The sequence below is a fragment of the Trinickia sp. EG282A genome (assembly GCF_040965455.1).
In the GTDB taxonomy this organism is placed as follows: Bacteria; Pseudomonadota; Gammaproteobacteria; order Burkholderiales; family Burkholderiaceae; genus Trinickia; species Trinickia symbiotica.
On the sequence record NZ_JBFRCC010000002.1, the window covers coordinates 1225514 to 1244653 of the forward strand.

Below are 19140 nucleotides of genomic sequence, written 5' to 3' on the forward strand. Positions count from 1 at the left end.
TTACAGCCGGATATCTAGCGCGTCCGGCCCGGAGTCGGGGCCTCGCGGTGGTTTCGACATCCGAAAAGCGCGGTATTTTACCCGAAGCCGACTGGCGCGCCACCGCGGCGAACTTTCAGCCACCCGCGGGCCAGCCAGGCACGCGGCCAAATGGAAGCGCGGCGGACGACCCTGAATGAGAAACGCCGAATGTAAAGCGCCGAATGAAAAACGCCGCGGCCCGAAGGCGCGCGGCGTTGCCGGCGGAGAATCGAGGCGGCCCGTCCCGGGCTTCGCGTTGCACGGACGCGAGTGCCGTGCGCGGCGGACGAGCGCGCGAGGCCGGGCCGGACGGCTTACTGACTCGTCGAGGGACTGCTCGCCGCGGCGCCGTCGTGGTGCTTCTCCCAGCGCTCGCGCATTTTCTCGTGGCGGGCCTCCATACGCGCGAAGTGGCGCTTGAGCTCGGTGCTGACCGTCGTCTTCTGCTGGTCGTTGAGGCTATCGTAAAAGGCCAGCCAGGCCGTCGCCGTCTGTTCGCGCAGCTGCGCGTTCTGCTGTTCGCCCTGCTGATGGGCTGCGTGGAGCGCGTCGAGGTCGAGAATCGGCTGCTGCTCGGCGGCCTTGAACTGCTGCCGCATTTTTTCGCGGCTCGCGTGCATCGCTTCATGATTCTGCTTCATCGTCGCAAGGGCGCTCTGCCACTTCTGCTCCTGCTCGGGGGTGAGGTGCAACTGGGCGTGCAGCGCGTCTAGCTGATGCATCATCCCGCCGCGCTGCCAGCCATGCATGCCGGCACCGTCCGCCGGCATGCCGTCGCCGGCCGCGTACGCGGCGCCGAATGTGACGGCGAGCGCCGCGGATGCAACGGCGAGGTAGCGTGCCGTCGTACGGAAGATCGGGTTCATCGACAACTCCTGTCTATCTATGAATGAGAAAGGTCGCTTACGCGAAGGCGCGCAAGCGGCGCGGCCTTCGTTGTCGATAAGGCTAGTCATCGGCCGCCGACGTCGTGTTACGCCACCCGTCGAGGCGATTACGCGCCATTACGCCCTGGTTTGACGGTAACGTTCCGTAACCCTTTCGTCAGGTGGCGGCTTCCCGTGCGGCAGGCGGCTCGCGCTAAACTTCAGCGCATGACCACGCAAATCCTTATCGTCGACGACGACGCCGAACTGCGCGACCTGCTGCGCGACTATCTCGTCAGGCAGAGCATCGAAGTGTCGGTGCTGCACGACGCCGCGAACCTGGAGCGCCGGCTCGAGCGCGAGCGTCCCGATCTCATCGTGCTCGATCTGATGATGCCGGGCGTCGACGGGCTGACGGCGCTGCGCAAGCTGCGCGCGGCGGGCGACGACATCCCCGTGATCATGTTGACGGCGCGCGCCGACGACGTCGATCGCATCGTCGGCCTCGAGCTCGGCGCGGACGATTACCTCGGCAAGCCGTTCAACCCGCGCGAGCTGCTCGCGCGCGTGCAGGCCGTGCTGCGGCGCCGTCGCACCGTGCCTTCGGCCGCGCCGGAGCAGCGCGAGCCGTTCTCGTTCGGGCGCTTCGTGCTCGACTTCGAGACGCGCACGCTGAATATGGACGGCCGTCCGCTGACGCTCTCGGGCAGCGAGTTCGCGCTGCTCAAGATCTTCGTCAACCACCCGATGCGCACGCTCACGCGCGAACGACTGCTCGAATTGCTGCACGGCCCCGAGTACGACGGGACCGATCGCGGCATCGACGTGCAAGTCTGGCGCTTGCGTCGCATTCTCGAATCCGATCCGTCGACGCCGCGGTTCGTGCAGACGGTGCGCGGCCGCGGGTACGTCTTCGTGCCGAACGGCGAGCCCAATGCGCCGGCCAATTGATTCGCTGTTCGGGCGGCTCGCGCTGCTCGTCGTCGCGGTGCTGCTTGCGTCGCATGTCGCCGGCTACCTGATGTTCCGGTGGGACAAGAACCACTCGCAATCGCGCTATGCCGTCGAAGAGGCCGTATTTCTCGTCGAGGCCGTCCGCGAGCACGTTGCCCGCGCCGGCAGCACGCCATTGCCGCCTCGCGTGCGCGTCGTCGGCCTCTCGGCCTCCGATCTCCCGCCGGCGCAGAACGATCTCTCTGAGTCGCTCACGCGGTTCATCAGCGACCTGAGCGAGCGGATGCCGCCCGGCTCGCAAGTGCGCGTCGCACCGGGACATCCGCCGATGCTCTGGGTTCACGAGGCGGCCGACTCGCATTGGATCGTGGTGCCGATGATTCCGATGCACCCGCCGCGCTCGCTCGATCGGCTCTTCGTCTGGCTGACCTCGATCCTGACGATCGCCGTCATCTGCGCGCTTTTCGTCGCGTGGCGGCTGCAGCGGCCGTTGACGGACCTCGCCCAAGGCGTCGCGCGTTTCGGCCGCGGCCAGCCTGTGCCGCCGCTCCCCGAGCGAGGCCCGCGCGAGGTCCGCGATCTCACGCACGGCTTCAATCAGATGGTCCGCGAAGTGTCCCGCACCGAGAAGGATCGCGCGGTCATGCTCGCCGGCATCGCGCACGACTTGCGCACGCCGCTCGCCCGCATGCGGTTGAGGGCGGAAATGATGGAGGACGCGAAGCTGCGCGACGGCGTCGTGCGCGACGTCGACTCGATGACGCACATCGTCGACCAGTTCCTCGTCTTTGCGCACGATGGCGTGGATAGCAGCGAAATGGTCGAAGTCGACGATCACTGTGAGCGCATCGCGCGCAGCTATCGCGCGGTTGCGCCCGGCACGCCGACCGTGCGGACGGATCTCGCGGCCGGCGCCGGCTTTCGCCTGCCTACCGCGACGCTCGATCGCATCCTCTCGAATCTGCTCGACAATGCGCACGCGTACGGCGCCCCGCCCGTCGTCGTCAGGACGGCGCGCACGTCCGATGGCTGGCTCCTCTCGGTCAGCGACCATGGCCAGGGCATCGCGCCGCAGGATTTGATTCAGGCAAGCCGCCCCTTCGTGCGGCTCGATCCGGCCCGCGGCGGCAACGGGCACAGCGGGCTCGGGCTCGCCATCGTCGAGCGGCTCGTGCGCCGGCTCGGCGGCGGCTGGGAGATCGGCAACGCCGAAAACGGCGGTCTGCGCATCGTCATGACTTTCCCGCGCGACACGCTGGCGAGCGTCACGGCCCAATCGGAGGCGGCCTGGTAGACGTCGGCTTCGGCTCGCGCCGGAATCGCTAGGAAAAGAGGGCGTCGAGCGAGGAGGCCGCTTCGTTGTCGACGGTGTTATAGGTCACGCTGTCGGCGCCGAAGATGTAGTGCGTCGTGTACTTGCCGAGCCTTGCCAGAATGTCTTCCTGCACGTTCTCGGGCGCGGTGTCGAGTTTCAGGTACCACGCCGTGGAAGAGAGCTTGACCTGATACGCGCCGTACTCGGCCATCAACTGATCGAACGCTTCCGCGTCCTGGTCGCGACAAACGATGACCAAATTGCCCTTCATGCGCACCTCCAGGTAGTCGGCGGCTCGTCGCCATCAAAACGCCGATGATACCCGCTCTTTCCGGCGCGCTGCGCGTTGCGGCGGCGGCGTGGGTTTTCCCAAAGCCTCGTTCCCGGCATAATTCGCCGTTGTATCGGCGCAACGGCATTTTCCGCCAGCCCGGCCGGCCGTCGTCGGCTGGCGCGTGCGCCGTCTTGCGGTTGTGCCTGTCACAAAGGTTGTAGTAGTGTCGTGCCGTCAAAAAAGAGATCGAACCGCTGGGCAGTCATCGATCCGCACCCAACGAATCACTATTTACTCCGTCATGCTCTTACTCCGCACTTCGGTCCGCCCAGACTTTTCGCGTGCCGCGCACCTCGCACGCTGTTTGCCCGCAAGCCATCACGTGGCCGCAGCCGGGGCGGCCCCGGTGACCCGAAGGACGTTCCATTGTGGACGGGAGGCACGCTGATGGACTTCAGTTTCGATCCGAACCGCACGGCGAATGCGTCGGCCTGGCGGCTGTTGCCGAACCGCTGGGACTTCGTCGCGTTTCCCCTGATCATCTGCCTGATCGCGATGACGGCCATCGGCTTTCACCAGACGATGGCGCCGATCTCGACGCTCAAGACGCAGGTGATCTCGCTCGACCCGGCCAATCTGCCCGAGTACGCGCTGCGCACGACGCTGCGCATGCTTGCCGCGATGGTGGCCTCGCTCGTCTTCACGCTCGTGTACGGCACGCTCGCCGCGAAGAGCCGGCGCGCGGGCATGGTGCTGATCCCGATCCTCGACATTCTTCAATCGGTGCCGGTGCTCGGATACATCTCGTTCACCGTGACGTTTTTCCTCGCGCTTTTTCCGAAGCAGGTGCTCGGCGCCGAGCTCGCGGCCGTCTTCGCGATCTTCACGAGCCAGGCCTGGAACATGACGTTCAGCTTCTACCAGTCGCTGCGCACGGTGCCGCGCGATCTCGACGAGGTCTCGCGCGGCTTTCACCTGACCGCCTGGCAGCGCTTCTGGAAGCTCGAAGTCCCGTTCTCGATGCCGGGCCTCATCTGGAACATGATGATGTCGATGTCGGGCGGCTGGTTCTTCGTCGTCGCATCGGAGGCCATCACGGTCGGCAACAACACCATTACGCTGCCCGGCATCGGCGCATACCTTTCGCAGGCGATCACGGAGCGCAACCTGGGCGCCATCGGCTGGGTCATCGTCGCGATGTCGGTCGTGATTCTGGCCTACGATCAGCTCATGTTCCGGCCGCTCGTCGCGTGGGCCGACAAGTTCCGGATGGAAACGACGAGCTCGGGCGATGCGCCGGAATCGTGGCTGCTCGACCTCGTGCGCCGGACGCGGCTCATTCATCAGCTGCTCGTGCCGGCCGGGTGGATCTTCTCGAAGCTCGCGCGCGTGCCGCTGCGCGTCTCGCTTCCGCAAGGCCTGCGGCTCGGGCAGCCCGCCGTGGCGAAGCGCGCGTCGTCGCTGGCGGGCGATGTCGTTTGGGCGCTGATCCTGATCGCGGGAACGATTTACGTGGTCTGGCGCGTCGTGGCCTACGTCAGCACGGGCGTGACGGGCTCGGAAGTCGGGCATGTCTTTCTGCTCGGCGTCTTCACGCTGCTGCGCGTGGCCGTGCTGATTGCGATTTCGTCGTTGATTTGGGTTCCGCTCGGCGTGCTGATCGGACTGCGGCCCGCCGTCGCCGAAAAGGTTCAGCCGCTCGCGCAGTTCCTCGCCGCGTTCCCCGCCAATCTGCTGTTTCCGGTTTTTGTGATCGTGATCGTTCGCTTTCATCTGAATCCGGACATCTGGCTCTCGCCGCTCATCGTGCTCGGAACGCAGTGGTATATCCTCTTCAACGTGGTCGCGGGGGCGACGGCCTATCCGAACGACTATCGCGAGGCCGCCACGAACTTTCGCATTCGCGGCTGGCAATGGTGGCGCCAATGCATGCTTCCGGGCATCTTTCCCTACTATGTGACCGGCGCGCTGACGGCTTCGGGCGGCGCCTGGAACGCGAGCATCGTCTCGGAGGCGGTCCAGTGGGGCGACACGCACGTCACCGCGCACGGGCTTGGCGCCTATATCGCCGAAACCACCGCTGCGGGAGACTTTCCGAAGATCATTCTCGGCATCGCCGTGATGTCGCTGTTCGTCACATTGTTCAACCGAAGCGTGTGGCGGCCGCTTTATGCTTACGCGGAATCGAAGCTCCGGCTCGACTGATGCGAAAAACACCCGATAGGTCCATTCGAGAGTGAAGCGCAATGCAAAATCCCAAAGCTGAACTGAGCCCGGCGTCGTCCGCCTCTCCCGCATCGGTCGGCGCCGGTGCCGCGCCTCGTCTCGGCGAGGAAGTGCTCAACGTGCGCGGTGTGCGCCGCGGCTTTTCGAAAGCGCAAGGCGAGCTGCTCGTGCTCGACGACGTCAACCTCTCGCTGCGCGAAGGAGAGATCGTCGGCTTGCTCGGGCGCTCGGGCTCCGGCAAGTCCACGCTTTTGCGAATCATCGCCGGGCTGATCAAGCCGACGGACGGCCAGGTCGACTACCTCGGCAAGCCGCTTTCGGGTCCGGCCGAAGGCGTCGCGATGGTGTTCCAGACGTTCGCGCTCTTTCCCTGGCTGACGGTGCTGCAAAACGTCGAGGCGGGACTCGAGGCGCAAGGCGTCGGGGCGCGCGAGCGGCGCGAACGCGCGCTGGCCGCGATCGACCTGATCGGCCTCGACGGCTTCGAGAACGCCTATCCGCGCGAAATGTCGGGCGGCATGCGCCAGCGCGTCGGCTTTGCGCGCGCGCTCGTCGTCGATCCGACGCTGCTGCTGATGGACGAGCCGTTCTCTGCGCTCGACGTGCTCACCGCCGAAACGCTGCGGACCGACTTGCTCGATCTCTGGACGCAGCGACGCATGCCGATCAAGTCGGTGCTGATCGTCACGCACAACATCGAGGAAGCGGTGTTCATGTGCGACCGGATTCTCGTGCTTTCATCGAACCCCGGGCGCGTGATCGCGGAGATCAAGGTGCCGTTCGCGCATCCGCGCAACCGGCTCGACCCGGCCTTCAAGCGTCTCGTCGACGACATCTACGCGAAAATGACGGCGCGGCGCACCGACGAGGCGACGAAAAAGGGGCTCGAGCTCGGCAGCTGGCTGCCGAGCGTGTCGACGAACCTTATGGCCGGTCTCATCGAGACGCTGGCCGCGCCGCCCTATCATGGCCGCGCCGACATGCCGGAAATCGCCCGCTCGCTGCATCTCGAGGTCGACGACCTCTTTCCGATCGCCGAAGTGCTGCAGCATCTCGGGTTCACCGACGTGCGCGAGGGCGACATTTTCCTGACGCCGCCGGCGCGCGTGTTCGCCGAGTTCGGCACTCAGGAGCGCAAGATGATGTTCGCCGAGCATTTGCTGCGGCACGTTCCCCTTGCCGCGCGGATCAAGAAAGTGCTGAACGAGCGCCCCGGCCATCGCGCGCCGCGCGTGCGCTTCGAGCAGGAGCTCGAGGACTTCCTATCCGACAGCGCGGCCGAGGAAACGCTCGACGCCGTCATCAACTGGGGCCGCTACGGCGAAATCTTCTCGTATAACGACCAGACCGAGATCTTCAGTCTCGAGGACGTCGAGTCGTAACGCGGAGGGCGGTGCTCGGTGCTCGGTGCCTGAGCGGGCTCAGCCCTCGCCCGCGGGCGGGTTGTCGTCCTCGTCCTCGTAGGCGCCGAGCCGGTTATAGAGCGTTTTCAGGCTGACTCCGAGCGCCTTCGCCGCGCGCCGCTTGTCGCCGCCGCAGTACTTGAGCGTGCCGAGGATGATCTGCCGCTGAGCCTCGGCGAGCGGCGTGCCGACCCAGATGCTCATCGCATCGCCTTGCGTGACGGCCTTCTTCGAGCGGGCGGCCAGACGCGGATGCTCGATCTCGACCGTCTTCTCGGCAAGGATGAACGCCCGATAGACGCTGTTCTTCAGCTCGCGAACATTGCCGGGCCACGAGTACGTGCGCAGCGTCTCGCGCGCACGCTTGCTGAACGACTTGTTCGTGTTTTCCTGCGCGTTGAGCTCGGCAAGAAAGTGCTGGGCGAGCAGCTCGCGGTCGCCCTCGCGCTCGCGCAGCGGCGGCACGCGCAGCGGAAAGACGGCGAGCCGGTACATCAGATCCTCGCGCAGCCCGTTCTCCTTGACCGCGACCATCGGATCCCGGTTGGTCGCGGCGATCACGCGGACGTCGCTGTGCAGGAGCTCGGTGCCGCCCACGCGATAGAACGTGCCGGTTTCCAGCGCACGCAGCAGCTTCACTTGCCGCACGGGCATCATTTCGGTGATTTCGTCGAGAAAGAGCGTGCCGCCGTTGGCATTTTCGAAATAGCCGGCGCGGCCCTGCACGGCGCCGGTGAAACTGCCGCGCTCGTGGCCGAAGAGCTCAGCCTCGATGAGGTTGTCGGGAATCGCGCCGCAATTGACGGCGATGAAGGGGCCGTCGCGCCGCGCGCCCCGATCGTGGATCGTGCGGGCGATCAGCTCCTTGCCCGTGCCCGATTCGCCGACGATCAGCACGGTTGCATCGGTCGCGGCGACGCGCTCGACCTGCTCGTACAGTTCGAGCATCGCGGGCGACGAGCCGTAAAGCATCCCGTACGATTCGAGCCCGGCCGAATCGCGCGCGAGAGCTTTATCGAGTCGCCGCGCGGCATCGCTCATGTCGGCTGCCGCGGGTGTGTCCAAATCGCTTGACGACGCCATGTATCGCAATCTTCCGCGAGAGGCGGCCACGGCGGTTGAGCCGTTGTCGCCGCTCCGAAAAGGGTGGTTGCAAACCCCTATTTAACCACGCATGACCGGTCCGACGCCCGCCAGTCGTCATGGCGGATATGGCATGAATCGTGCGGCACGTTCCGGTTCCGCACGGAACTCGCGGACGCGGAATCGATCGGAATGAGAGTCGGCAGCCGGACGCCGGTGCTGGCTGCTTGGCCGTATCTTTCATACACTTCGGGCAATTACGAAGGGGGTCAGATGGCTCGTCCCAAAATCGGCATCTTCGGCGCGCTCGTCGCGGTGGGGGGCGTGATCGCGTGGCGCTGGTCACAGAAGCATCGTGCGTCGCAAGCGCGGCTCGCCAGCGAATTGAACCGTTGGGAAGGCGAGGGCGGCGCTGTGGCGTCCGTGACGCAAGCGGCACCGTCAACACCCGCATCGGCGGCGGCGCCAACGGGCAGCCCGATGCCGGACGGGGCCGCCCAGGTGGGCGGAACGCGTGACGCCTGGGTTTTCCCGCACAGCTGAAGCTAAGCAATCGGCGTCGCTCGTCGATGCTCTGGCTCCTCCAGGGCGGCGAGCGGAGGCAAAATATCGATCTGCTTCGAGCGCCGGCGTATGTCGCCGGCGTGTCGATCTCCTTGACCTTTTTATACGCGATCCAACCCGATGCCACATGTGCTGATTGTCGACGACGACCCGGACACGCGCGAAGCGCTCGTGTCGATCATCGCGGAGGACGGCCTCACCACGGCCACCGCCGGCGACTTGCGCGAGGCCCGCATTCAACTCGTGCGGCAAACGCCGGACGTCGTCTTCACCGATTTGCAGTTGCCGGACGGCAGCGGGGTCGACTTGTTCGAAGACCTCGATCCGCGCTCGGGCGTCGAGATCGTCGTCATCACCGGCCACGCGACGGTCGAATCGGCCGTCTCCGCGCTCAAGATGGGTGCGTCCGACTACCTCGTCAAGCCGATCAACATGCAGCGCGTGCGGGCCGTGCTCGATCGTTTGCCGCGCGCGGGCGATTTGAAGGCGCAAATCGGCACGCTGCGCGGCGAGCTGCGGCGCATGGGCCGCTTCGGGCTCATGCTCGGCAGCTCGCCGGCGATGCAGTCGGTTTACGATCAAGTGAGCCGCGTCGCGCCGACCGCGGCGTCGGTGCTGCTCGTCGGAGAGTCCGGGACGGGCAAGGAGGTCGCCGCGCAGACGATTCACGAGTTGAGCCTGCGCCGCAAGCACGCGTTTCTCGCCGTCAACTGCGGCGCCATCTCGCCGAATCTGATCGAATCGGAGATGTTCGGACACGAGCGCGGCTCCTTCACGGGCGCGGACCGTCAGCACAAGGGCTATTTCGAGCGCGCGAACGGCGGGACGATCTTTCTCGACGAAATCACCGAGATGCCGGCCGAATTGCAGGTCAAGTTCCTGCGCGTGCTCGAGACGGGCATGTTCATGCGCGTCGGCACGACGAAGGAAATCGAGACCGACGTGCGTGTCATCGCCGCAACGAACCGCGATCCCGAACAGGCCGTGCTCGAGGGCAAGCTCAGGCTCGACCTCTACCATCGGCTCAACGTCTTTCCCATCAGCCTGCCACCGCTGCGCGAGCGCGGCAACGACGTCTGGTTGCTCGCCGAGGCGTTTCTCGCCGAGCTCAACGAGCGTCACGGCACGAGCAAGCAATTTCCGCCCGCGACGAAGGAAATGCTGCTGTCGTACCCATGGCCCGGCAACGTGCGCGAGCTCAAGAACTACGTGCAGCGCGCGTACATCATGGCGGGCGCCGACTCTAACACCACGGCTGCCGTACCGCTGCAGATCTCGCTATCCAAGCCGTCGACCGGGACTGCGGTGACGATTCCGTTCGGCACCTCGCTCGCCGCCGCGGACCGGCAATTGATCCTCGCGACGCTAGAGCAATGCGGCGGCGTCAAAACGCGCGCCGCCGAAATCCTCGGCATCAGCTTGAAGACGCTCTACAACCGGCTCGTCGAATACAGCGACGAGGCTGGCAAGCCACAGGCCGGCGAAGGCGATGCGGCCGGCGAGCCCGGGGAAGCCGGCGAGCCGGCGGCCGGCAAATGAACGGCTCGCACGCTCGCGGCGCTGCCGTACCGTCTGCTGAGTACCCCAGCACTAGGCAAACCGATTGCTCGCATCGTCAACGTAACGAACGGCGGAGTTGCCGCCGCGCGCGACGAGTGCGCCGACGGTGAGCGTTGGCCGCGCGACGCGCGACACGCCAAGGGGAATGTTCACGATGTCAGCATCCAGGAGCGAGCCGTTGCGCGCGCATACGCCCGAGCCCGACCCACCCGGGCCTCCACCGACGAAGGAACCGCCGGGGCCGCATCCCGAGCCCGAGCGTGAGCCCCCGGGGCCGCCGCATCCGCCGATCGGCGATCCGCCGCCCAATTCTCCAGACATTCCGCAGTGAAGGCGGCAAATTCGGGGATGGGCCTCTGTATGAGTTACAAATCTGACGCACTTGTTACCGCGCGAAACCGATTTCCGCGTTCTAGACTTCTAATTTGATGCACCCAATTCGGGCCCGCCTTCCCAAAGGAGGCATTCGATGAGACATCCAGCGTTGCGGCGCTCTCCGCGCCACGCATCCAAGCGTGCAGCAAAGCACGCGGACACGACGGCCGCGTCGCCTTCGCAGCCGCCACACGATCCTTCCGCGCAAAATCGCGTCGCGCCCAATGCGCCGCCCGACGGGACCTACAACCAAGGCGGCGCACGCCCTGAAGGGCTCGATTATCAGCGCGATTTAGGCGCCGAGCAGGACGCCTGAGCGCGCCGGAAGCTTGTTGCACGTTCGCCCGGCGCTCGCCCGTCGGCGCGCGTTGGCTTCTTTCCGCTCGCCGGTCGGAGAGCGGGGGCGCCGCCGCGTTGCGGTTGCGCATCGGGGCATGCTGCTTGCACACGACCAACCGAGCGGCGATCGTCGTCGCCATGCGAGTCAGCAACCCGAGAGGTGAAGCCGCAATGAGTAGACTTATCGTCGTCTCCAACCGCGTCGCGCCGACGCAAGAAGGATCGCCCGCCGCCGGCGGGCTTGCCATTGGTGTACTGGACGCATTGAAGGAGACCGGGGGGCTTTGGTTCGGATGGAGCGGCGAAATCGTGGGGCATGGTGGTGCGCCGTCGATCGACCAGCAGGGTACCGTCACCTACGCCACCGTCGGCCTGACGAGGCGCGACTACGATCAGTACTACCGAGGATTCTCGAACGCGACGCTCTGGCCCACGTTCCACTACCGCACGGATCTCTCGCGCTACGACAGACGGGAGTACGCGGGCTACGTGCGCGTCAATGCCATGCTGGCCAAGCAGCTCTCCACGCTCATCAAGCCTGACGACGTAATCTGGGTGCACGACTATCATCTGCTGCCTTTTGCTCGAGCGCTGCGCGATCTCAACGTGACGAACCCGATCGGGTTTTTCCTCCACACGCCGTTTCCGGTCGGCGAAGTGCTGCGCACGGTGCCGCCGCACGAAGAGCTCGTCAAGGCGATGTGCAGCTATGACGTCGTCGGGTTTCAAACTCACTCGGACCGGCAATCGTTCGTCGATTACATCGAGCGCGGCCATTTTGGCGTTTCGACCGAAGAGGGGGTGATGCAGGCGTTCGGCCGCGTGCTGAAAGTCGGCACCTATCCGATCGGGATCTATCCCGATGCCATCGCGAAAGCGGCCGAGCAGCTTTCCGATCGCAAGGCCGTCGCCGAATTGCGCGACGCGATGCGAGGCCGGCGCATCATCATGAGCGTCGACAGGCTCGATTATTCGAAGGGGCTCGTCGAGCGATTCCAGGCGTTCGAGCAACTGTTGACCGATGCGCCCGAGTGGCAGGGAAAAGTATCGCTCGTTCAGATCGCGCCGCCGACCCGCTCCGACGTGCAGACGTATCAGCGTATCCGGCAGGCGCTCGAAGGCGAGGCGGGGCGCATCAACGGGCGTTTCGCTCAGCTCGATTGGACGCCGATCCAGTATCTGAACCGCAAGTACGAGCGCAATGTGCTGATGGCGCTCTTCAGGCTTTCGCAAGTCGGCTACGTGACGCCATTGCGCGACGGCATGAATCTCGTCGCGAAGGAATACGTCGCGGCGCAGAATGCGGAAGACCCAGGCGTGCTCGTGTTGTCTCAGTTCGCGGGTGCCGCGGAGCAGATGCCGGGCGCGCTCGTCGTCAATCCGTTCGACCTCTCGCAAATGGCGGACGCGCTGGCCAGTGCATTGTCGATGCCGCTCAGCGAACGCAAGGCGCGCCATTCGGACATGATGGCGCGCTTGCGGGCGAGCGATCTGTCGACGTGGCGCGATGCCTTCCTCGATGACTTGCGGCATGTGGCCACTGCCGCATCGGTGACACGCAAGGCGGTGAAGCTGGCCGATTTCGCGGCCTGACATCGTTGCAACGTTGCCGGCTCGCGGCCGGCTTTCCGACGGCTTCCGAAGAAGAAGGAGAAGTCTCCTTGGGCAGCGCCCCTTTTCGGGGGGCGCATACCAAGGCGAGACGCTATCCCTGCTTGCGCAGTTGAGCGGGCGGAAGCTTCAACAGATTGCGGTACTTCGCCACCGTGCGGCGCGCGACGATCATGCCCTCCTGCGTGAGCAGACGAGCGAGCGTGACGTCGGACAGCGGATTGCGCGGATCCTCCTGCTCGATCATCTCCTTGATCAGCGCGCGGACCGCGGCGGCCGAGCACCGGCCGCCCGTCTCGGTTGCGAGCTCGCGCGGGAAGAAATGGCGGAACTCGAAGATGCCGCGCGGCGTGGCCATGTACTTGTTGCTCGAGGCCCGTGAGACCGTCGACTCGTGAAGCCCGAGCTCTTCGGCCAGTTTGCTGAGCACGAGCGGCTTCAGCGCGATTTCGCCGTACTCGAAAAACGCTTTCTGGTACGAGACGATGCATTGCGCCACGCGCTGGATCGTCGTAAAGCGCTGCTCGGCATTGCGCAACAGCCAGCGTGCTTCCTGCAGCTGTTGCGCGAGCGGCGTGCCGTTGCCGCCCGATTGGGCGAAAAGCTCCGCATAGACGCGGTGAATGCGCGCGCGCGGGAGCACTGCGGGATTGATCGTCGCGACCCAACGGTTCTTCACCTTGCGCACGATGACGTCGGGAATAACGTAGTTGTCGTCGGTGCGTCCGTAGTATTCGCCCGGCTTCGGGTCGAGTCGTCGCACGAGGGCGCAGGCGGTGCGCAACGCTTCGGCCGAGCAGCCGATCTGCTTTTGCAACTCGGCGTGTTCGCGCCGTGCGAGCTTTTCGAGGTGATGCTGCACGATTTCGCGGGCGACGGCGCGGCCCGGCGTATCTTCCGGCAGCGCGTCGAGCTCGAGGCTCAGACACTCGGACAACGAACGTGCTCCGACACCGGGTCTGTCGAGCGTTTGCACGAGGCGCAGTGCGACGCGCAGCTCCTCTTCGGTCAACGGCGGGTCGGCTTCGAAGGCCTCGGCCAGATCCGCGAGCGAATCGCGCAGATAGCCGTCGTCGTCCAATGCTTCGATGACGACTTGCGCCGCGGCACGGTCGCGCTCGTTGAGCGGGTAGAGGTGAAGTAAGTTGTGCAGATGCTCGTGCATCGTCGGCTGAGCGCGCGCCCATGCACCGGGATCCACGTCGTCGGCATCGCTGTTATGGCGCGAGGCCGCGCGCATCGACCAGTCCTGCGCGAATTCGCCGGCCGCCTCATCGACCGGCGCGGCGGCCGCCGTCTCGGCGCCCGCGAGCCCATCGAAGCCGTCGACTGCCTCGGTCGGCGCGGGCGTATCGCTGACGACGTGCGTTTCATCGGCGCCGTGACCGGGAAGCACGCCGTTCGTTGGCGGCTCCGTATCTTCGCTTTGCGGCTCGTCGTATTCGAGGAACGGATTGCTGTCGAGTGCCTGACGCAGTTCGCGCTGAAACTCCAGAGACGACAACTGCAGCAGCCGTACCGATTGTTGCAGGCGCGGGGTCAACGCGACGTGTTGTTTGCTGCGCAGTTCAAGAGTAGGCGGCATATCGATGTCCTCGCGAATGGGTGCTCCCACTCAAGCAACGGACATACCATGCAGCGCTTCATACGCTCACTGCGCCACGGGCGTTGGCAATGAGGCATTTGCTCAGCAGCTTTTACATCCGCCGTGCAAAAAACGCGCCGCGTTCGCTATGGAATCCCCCAGTTGCATTGAAAACGCGCTCCACTCTCATCACCGTGGCGGCCATTTTCGGCACGAGGCTTGCGGAAGAAAAGGAGGGTACGACGGCGCGCGCCAAGTTCGCGCGTGGATCGGCGGGCCCGACAGTCCTTTCAATCATTGAGCAGGAGTCACTGTGAAAGCGCTTCAGTCATTGAAAATCGCGTCCATCGTCGCCTCCGTCCTCTTTGCCGTCGGCGCGAGCGCGCAGACGACGAGCGGCGCATCGTCCCAACGGACGGATTCAGCCTCGAATGGAACGTCGGCCTCGTCGGAGTCGCTCGGCCAGCACATCAGTGACGGCGCGATTACGGCCAAGGCCAAGGCCGAACTCATCGGCGCGAAGGATGTCCACGCTTCGCGCGTCCACGTGAAGACGCGCCATGGCGTCGTCTGGCTGACGGGATCGGTGCCGCGCGCGGCCGACAAGCAACGCGCGCAGGAGATCGTGCGAGGCATCTCCGGCGTTCAATCGGTCCATAACCGCCTGAAAGTCATCGAAGCGGGATCCAGCGAATAAGCCAGCGGCGGTAATCGATTTGGCGGGCCAGCGCTCGCCTCGGGGCGTTGCCGCGATTGAGTGCGCGCGGGGGGCGATCGTCGCTCAGGCCGCCGCACGCCGCGGCTGCCTCAAGCGCATGAGGCTGACGCCTGATGCCAATGCTGAGAACGCGGCGGCGAGTTCGAGCGAGATCGTCGGACCGCCGGTCGGCGCAATGCCGAAGATGAGCGCGACGAGCGCCGCGCCGAGTGTTTGGCCGGTCAGACGGGCGGTGCCGAGCATGCCGCTCGCGCCGCCGCTGCGTTCGCGCGGCGCCGAAGACAGCATTTGCCGATTGTTGGGCGACTGGAACGTGCCGAACCCAACGCCGCATACCGCCATGCGCCACGCGATGTCGAAGGCGCTCGGATGAGGGCCGAGCGTCGCGAGCAGCACGAGGCCGATCGTGAGAACGACGAGCCCAATGCCGCCCAGTATCCCGGCAGAGAAGCGATCGGAAAGGGTGCCGGCGATAGGCGCGGCGAAGACGATCGCGCACGGCCACGGCGTGATCAGCAGACCGGTCTCGACCTGGCTGAGCCCGAGCGTGTTCTGAAACAGGAACGGCAGCGAGACGAACGCCAGCATTTGCGCGGTGAACGAGCAGACCGAGGTCGCGACCGAGAGCCCGAAAACCGGAATCTTCAGCAGATCGACAGGCAGCAGCGGCGCCTTTTGGCTCAATTGGCGACGCACGAAGAAATATCCCACGACGACGATCGCGATGAACTGCGCGGCCGTCCAGCGATGCGCTTCGCCGTGGCCGAGACCGTCGATCGTCACGATGAGCAGGCCGAACACGAATGCGTTCATGACCGCGCTGATGTAGTCGTACGGTCTGTCGTGGCCGATGTTGCGCGGTAGCGCCTTTACGGAGACCGCGGCGGCGACGATGCCGATCGGGACGTTGATGGCGAAAAGCCATGGCCACGAAGCGACCGAGAGGACGGCCGAAGCGACGGTCGGCCCGACCGCGGAGGACACGGCGACGACCATGGCGTTGATCGCGACCCCGCGCCCGAGCATATTGCGCGGGTAGATCGCGCGTACGAGCGCTGTATTGACGCTCATGATGCCGGCCGCACCGAAGCCTTGCACGACGCGTGTCGCGGCGAGCGCGGCGAGCGACGTCGACAGCGAGCAGCCCAGCGAGGCGATCGTAAAGACAATCACGCCCGCCGTGTAGACGCGTCGGTAGCCGATGCGATCCCCGAGCGACGCCAGCGGCAACAGCGAGATCGTGATCGACAGTTGGTAAGCGTTGACGACCCAGACGGATGCGGAAGCGCTCGCGCGCAGTTCGCGCGCGATGGTCGGCAGCGCAACGTTGGCGATGGCGCTATCGAGCACGGCGAGGGTGATGCCGAGCGCGATGACGACGATGGCCCAGTAGCGTTGGGGAAGGGGGAGGCCCTCTTCCGGTTCCATCGTCGGTGGGGCCGATGACGCTTGCGCAATGCGTGTCACTTCAGCTCGTATAGGCCGGTGTAGGTCGCCGAGTCGATTTCGTTGAGGTGGATCATGAAGCGCGCGACCGCGTTCGTCGTGTCGGGCGTGATCGGCAGATGTTCCGCCTTCAGCGCGTGCACACGGAAGATATAGCGGTGCGGCTTGTCGCCGCGTGGCGGCGCGGCGCCGCCGAAGCCGGGCGTGCCGTAGTCGTTGCGGACCTGTATCGCGCCGGCTGGCAGGAGGGAGCCGTCGGCCTTGCCGGCGCCTTGCGGCAGCGAGCGCAATTGCGGGGAAAGGTTGACGACGACCCAATGCCAGAAGCCGCTGCCTGTCGGCGCGTCGGGATCGTAGACCGTGAGCGCGAGGCTCTGCGCGTCCTCGGGGGGCGCTTCCCATTGCAGCGCGGGCGATGCGTTGCCGCCGCTGCCATCCACGCCGAACAGCTTGTCGGCAAATTCCTGCGCTTTCGGCATGAAGCCGTTATTCGGGAAGTCGTCGGACCAGATTCTGAAATCAGCCATCGGAAGCCTCCTGAGGGAAACGATTCGATCTTGAGCGCGGCCGCGAGGCGGCGGGCGAGGCGAGTGTATCACCGCGGCGCTTCCCGCGCCGGCAGCCGATCGTCCGGCACCACCCGGCCGTTGCGGGGAAAGCGCAGAGAGAACGCCGTTCGCACGCCCGGTACGCTCGTCACCTCGCATTCCCCGCCGTGCTCGTCCATGATCGACTTGACGATCGCAAGTCCCAGGCCCGTGCCCGAGGCGGAATTCTGGCGCGCCGGATCGGGGCGGTAGAAGCGATCGAAGATGCGTGTCAAATGCTCGGCGGCGATGCCGGGCCCCGTATCGACTACGCGGATGACGGCAAAGTCGCCGCGGTTGGCGCATTCGATCGTCACGGTCGAGCCGGCCGGCGCATGCACGCACGCATTCGAGAGGAGATTGCCGATCGCGCGCTGCACGAGCAGCGGCTCTCCATCGAAAATGCACTGCCCTTCGACGCTGATCGCGATATCCCGATCTTCGGCGATCGATTCGTAATAACGCGCGACGCGCAACGCTTCGCCCGCGCCATCGACGCGCCGCAGCCGCGCCGTCCGTTGACGGGCGTCGATGCGAGCCAGGAACAGCATGTCGTCGACCATGCGCGAGAGGCGCTGCAATTCTTCGATGCTCGATTCGATGATCGCGCGATATTGCTCGTTCGATCGAGGCTGCACGAGCGCAACCTGCGCTTGCGCGAGCAGATTCGTGAGCGGCGTGCGGATATCGTGGGCAAGGTCGGCGGAAAACTGCGTGAGACGTGTGAACGATTCGCCGAGGCGAGCGAGCATTCGGTTGAACGCCAGGCTCAGTTCGCGCAGCTCTCCGGTCATGAATCGATCCGGCAGAGGATGCGCGAGCCGGCTCGTCGAAATCTCGTCGGCGCATGCCGCAAGCTCGGCGAGCGGCTGCAGCGCGAACGCCGCGATCCTGTGCGCCACCACTGCCGCGACGAGGGCGCCGCAGAACGTCGCCAAGGCGATGCAAATGGCGCAAAGGCGCAAGAACGCGCGCGTGCTGCGATAGCTGCCTTGCACGACGATGCGTGCGTCGCTTGAAACGTCGTCGTCGAGATGCGCGGTGGCGACGAGGTACCGCACCGCCCGACGCGGATCGTCGATCCAGGTGGGCGTCGCGCCGGCGCGTACTCGACCGATTTCGTCGGCGCCGCTGAAGCCGTCGCTTTTGACGACGACATTACCCTTACCGTCGAGTATCGCGAAATCGAGATTCTCGTGGTCATCGGGCGCGGCATGCGCGGTCACGCCGCCGCTGCGCAACTCGTCCCAATCACGGGCCGCGGTGACGTGCGCGGTCGTGCTGCGAACGCTTGCCTGCATCTCATGCGCCAGCGAGTGGGCCGTGGAAGTGACGAGCGCTCTATAAAGCAAGGTCCCGCTTACCGCGAGGATGATCGAGGTGGACAGCGCGAACAGCACGGCGAGCCGCGCCCGCATCGTATTCGGCCACCGCCATCTCATTGCGACGGCGCGCGCTCGCGCTTCTCGAGGACATAGCCCATGCCGCGTACGGTGTGAATCAGCTTCGGCACGAAGGGATCGTCCACCTTCGCGCGGACTCGGCGAATGGCGGCGTCGACGATGTTCGTGTCGCTGCTGAAATTGATGTCCCATACCTGGGAGGCGATCAGCGAACGGGACAGAATCTCGCCCTCGCGCCGCATCAAGAGCCAGAGCAGGGAGAACTCCTTGGCGGTGAGCAGAATCGTATTGCCCTGGCGCCTCGCCTTGCGCCGAACGAGGTCGAGCTCAAGGTCGCCCACGCTGAGCACGGACTCTTCGCGCCCTTGGCCGCGGCGCAAAAGCGAACGCACTCGAGCGAGCAACTCGATGAAATCGAACGGTTTGGCCAGATAGTCGTCGCCGCCCACGTCGAAGCCTTTCACGCGATCGTCGACGTCATCGCGTGCCGATAGGAACAGCACGGGCGTACGATGCGTCTTGCGCAACTCCTGCACGATGCTCCAGCCGTCCTTGCCCGGCAACATGATGTCGAGAATCGCGAGGTCGTACTCCTCGGTTTGCAGCTGATGGAGCCCGGTGACGCCGTCAGCCACGCAATCGCATACGAATCCTGCCTCGGTCAAGCCCTGTCCCAGATACGTTCTTGTCTTCCCTTCATCCTCGACTATCAGGATTTTCATTTCGATTTTCCCTCAATTCCTTCAATATCTTTATTGGGGACAGTTGCTCGATATAACGATAACTGAAATAGAAGAAATCAGGGACATC

Annotated in this window: 19 protein-coding genes; 10 read left to right on the top strand and 9 right to left on the bottom strand. The window is 65.2% G+C overall.

Features of this window, described 5'->3' with window-relative positions:
- Positions 1–335: 335 nt before the first annotated feature.
- A complete protein-coding gene (locus AB4Y31_RS13580; protein ID WP_368674321.1) occupies positions 336–887 on the bottom strand; it encodes a periplasmic heavy metal sensor in 552 nt (183 codons plus the stop codon).
- A gap of 228 nt (positions 888–1115) precedes the next feature.
- Here AB4Y31_RS13580 and AB4Y31_RS13585 point away from each other — a divergent pair, with 228 nt between their 5' ends.
- Together AB4Y31_RS13585 and AB4Y31_RS13590 are read left to right on the top strand one after the other, a co-directional pair.
- Positions 1116–1838 carry a response regulator gene (locus tag AB4Y31_RS13585; protein ID WP_018443062.1) on the top strand — a complete coding sequence of 241 codons (723 nt, stop codon included), beginning with the start codon at positions 1116–1118 and terminating at the stop codon, positions 1836–1838.
- Complete coding sequence (locus AB4Y31_RS13590) at positions 1822–3135, top strand: ATP-binding protein (RefSeq protein ID WP_368674322.1); 1314 nt, start codon at positions 1822–1824, stop codon at positions 3133–3135. The genes AB4Y31_RS13585 and AB4Y31_RS13590 overlap by 17 nt, the downstream gene beginning before the upstream one ends.
- A 28-nt stretch (positions 3136–3163) precedes the next feature.
- Here the strand turns inward: AB4Y31_RS13590 and AB4Y31_RS13595 are convergent, their stop codons facing one another.
- Positions 3164–3427: a hypothetical protein gene (locus AB4Y31_RS13595; RefSeq protein ID WP_018443060.1), complete on the bottom strand. Its 264-nt coding sequence runs from the start codon at positions 3425–3427 to the stop codon at positions 3164–3166.
- 450 nt (positions 3428–3877) lie between these two features.
- Between AB4Y31_RS13595 and AB4Y31_RS13600 the strand changes: the two genes are divergently transcribed.
- Both AB4Y31_RS13600 and AB4Y31_RS13605 read left to right on the top strand, forming a co-directional pair.
- On the top strand, positions 3878–5635 hold the full coding sequence (locus AB4Y31_RS13600) for an ABC transporter permease (RefSeq protein WP_368674323.1): 1758 nt from the start codon (positions 3878–3880) through the stop codon (positions 5633–5635).
- A gap of 41 nt (positions 5636–5676) precedes the next feature.
- A complete protein-coding gene (locus AB4Y31_RS13605; protein WP_018443058.1) occupies positions 5677–7038 on the top strand; it encodes an AAA-associated domain-containing protein in 1362 nt (453 codons plus the stop codon).
- A gap of 39 nt (positions 7039–7077) precedes the next feature.
- Here the strand turns inward: AB4Y31_RS13605 and AB4Y31_RS13610 are convergent, their stop codons facing one another.
- Entirely contained in the window at positions 7078–8142 is a 1065-nt protein-coding gene (locus AB4Y31_RS13610; protein ID WP_368674324.1) for a sigma-54 interaction domain-containing protein, read from the bottom strand.
- Between the two features lie 273 nt (positions 8143–8415).
- Here AB4Y31_RS13610 and AB4Y31_RS13615 point away from each other — a divergent pair, with 273 nt between their 5' ends.
- Both AB4Y31_RS13615 and AB4Y31_RS13620 read left to right on the top strand, forming a co-directional pair.
- On the top strand, positions 8416–8685 hold the full coding sequence (locus AB4Y31_RS13615) for a hypothetical protein (RefSeq protein WP_368674325.1): 270 nt from the start codon (positions 8416–8418) through the stop codon (positions 8683–8685).
- A 141-nt stretch (positions 8686–8826) separates the two neighbouring features.
- Positions 8827–10245, top strand: a complete 1419-nt coding sequence (locus tag AB4Y31_RS13620) for a sigma-54 dependent transcriptional regulator (protein WP_018443055.1) — start codon at positions 8827–8829, stop codon at positions 10243–10245.
- A 51-nt stretch (positions 10246–10296) separates the two neighbouring features.
- Here the strand turns inward: AB4Y31_RS13620 and AB4Y31_RS13625 are convergent, their stop codons facing one another.
- Complete coding sequence (locus AB4Y31_RS13625) at positions 10297–10419, bottom strand: hypothetical protein (RefSeq protein ID WP_368674326.1); 123 nt, start codon at positions 10417–10419, stop codon at positions 10297–10299.
- A 1-nt stretch (position 10420) separates the two neighbouring features.
- On the opposite strand from AB4Y31_RS13625, the gene AB4Y31_RS13630 reads away from it, so the two are divergent.
- The 3 genes from AB4Y31_RS13630 to otsA all read left to right on the top strand — a co-directional run bounded on the left by AB4Y31_RS13630 (position 10421) and on the right by otsA (position 12573).
- A complete protein-coding gene (locus AB4Y31_RS13630) occupies positions 10421–10597 on the top strand; it encodes a hypothetical protein (RefSeq protein WP_368674327.1) in 177 nt (58 codons plus the stop codon).
- Between the two features lie 138 nt (positions 10598–10735).
- Positions 10736–10957 carry a hypothetical protein gene (locus AB4Y31_RS13635; protein ID WP_107151870.1) on the top strand — a complete coding sequence of 74 codons (222 nt, stop codon included), beginning with the start codon at positions 10736–10738 and terminating at the stop codon, positions 10955–10957.
- Positions 10958–11151: 194 nt separating this feature from the next.
- A complete protein-coding gene (gene otsA / locus AB4Y31_RS13640) occupies positions 11152–12573 on the top strand; it encodes an alpha,alpha-trehalose-phosphate synthase (UDP-forming) (RefSeq protein ID WP_368674328.1) in 1422 nt (473 codons plus the stop codon).
- A 112-nt stretch (positions 12574–12685) separates the two neighbouring features.
- On the opposite strand, the gene AB4Y31_RS13645 is transcribed toward otsA, so the two are convergent.
- On the bottom strand, positions 12686–14176 hold the full coding sequence (locus tag AB4Y31_RS13645; protein ID WP_368674329.1) for an RNA polymerase factor sigma-54: 1491 nt from the start codon (positions 14174–14176) through the stop codon (positions 12686–12688).
- Between the two features lie 313 nt (positions 14177–14489).
- Between AB4Y31_RS13645 and AB4Y31_RS13650 the strand changes: the two genes are divergently transcribed.
- Positions 14490–14873, top strand: coding sequence for a BON domain-containing protein (locus AB4Y31_RS13650; RefSeq protein WP_018443049.1), 384 nt, complete (start codon positions 14490–14492; stop codon positions 14871–14873).
- 84 nt (positions 14874–14957) lie between these two features.
- On the opposite strand, the gene AB4Y31_RS13655 is transcribed toward AB4Y31_RS13650, so the two are convergent.
- The 4 genes from AB4Y31_RS13655 to AB4Y31_RS13670 all read right to left on the bottom strand — a co-directional run bounded on the left by AB4Y31_RS13655 (position 14958) and on the right by AB4Y31_RS13670 (position 19052).
- Entirely contained in the window at positions 14958–16322 is a 1365-nt protein-coding gene (locus AB4Y31_RS13655) for an MFS transporter (protein ID WP_368674516.1), read from the bottom strand.
- 35 nt (positions 16323–16357) lie between these two features.
- A complete protein-coding gene (locus AB4Y31_RS13660; RefSeq protein ID WP_018443047.1) occupies positions 16358–16867 on the bottom strand; it encodes a YbhB/YbcL family Raf kinase inhibitor-like protein in 510 nt (169 codons plus the stop codon).
- Between the two features lie 68 nt (positions 16868–16935).
- The gene (locus AB4Y31_RS13665) at positions 16936–18369 is read right to left on the bottom strand and encodes a heavy metal sensor histidine kinase (RefSeq protein ID WP_368674330.1); all 1434 of its coding nucleotides are present in this window, start codon (positions 18367–18369) and stop codon (positions 16936–16938) included.
- Positions 18366–19052 carry a heavy metal response regulator transcription factor gene (locus AB4Y31_RS13670; protein ID WP_368674331.1) on the bottom strand — a complete coding sequence of 229 codons (687 nt, stop codon included), beginning with the start codon at positions 19050–19052 and terminating at the stop codon, positions 18366–18368. Before AB4Y31_RS13670 ends, AB4Y31_RS13665 begins: the two co-directional genes overlap by 4 nt.
- Positions 19053–19140 lie beyond the last annotated feature (88 nt).